Annotated in this window: 1 protein-coding gene; it reads left to right on the forward strand. The window is 72.2% G+C overall.

The window, feature by feature from the left end; genetic code table 11:
- Positions 1 to 27: 27 nt before the first annotated feature.
- The coding region (locus PSHG_RS26110) for a hypothetical protein (RefSeq protein WP_222860754.1) at positions 28 to 367 on the forward strand (340 nt) is incomplete at its 3' end.

The raw sequence follows: 367 nt of genomic DNA on the forward strand, positions 1-367 counted from the left end.
ACTGGAGGTGCTTCCTGGGGGAACTGGGTGCCGATCGGCCAACAGGGGCCGACAGGACCGACCGGTTCAGGGGCTACAGGACCGACAGGGCCAACTGGCGCGACTGGTGCCACAGGCGCAACGGGAGCCACGGGCGCTACGGGGGCCACGGGAGCAACAGGTGCCACAGGCGCTACTGGAGCAACAGGGGCTACGGGCGCGACAGGTGCCGCAGGCGCTACTGGAGCCACGGGCGCTACTGGTGCCGCAGGCGCTACTGGAGCCACAGGCGCTACTGGAGCCACGGGGGCCATTGGAGCCACGGGCGCTACTGGCGCTACTGGAGCCGCCGGCGCGACGGGGGCCACGGGCGCTACGGGGGCCACGG

This window comes from Paenibacillus senegalensis JC66 (genome assembly GCF_000285515.1).
In the GTDB taxonomy this organism is placed as follows: domain Bacteria; phylum Bacillota; class Bacilli; order Paenibacillales; family NBRC-103111; genus Paenibacillus_L; species Paenibacillus_L senegalensis.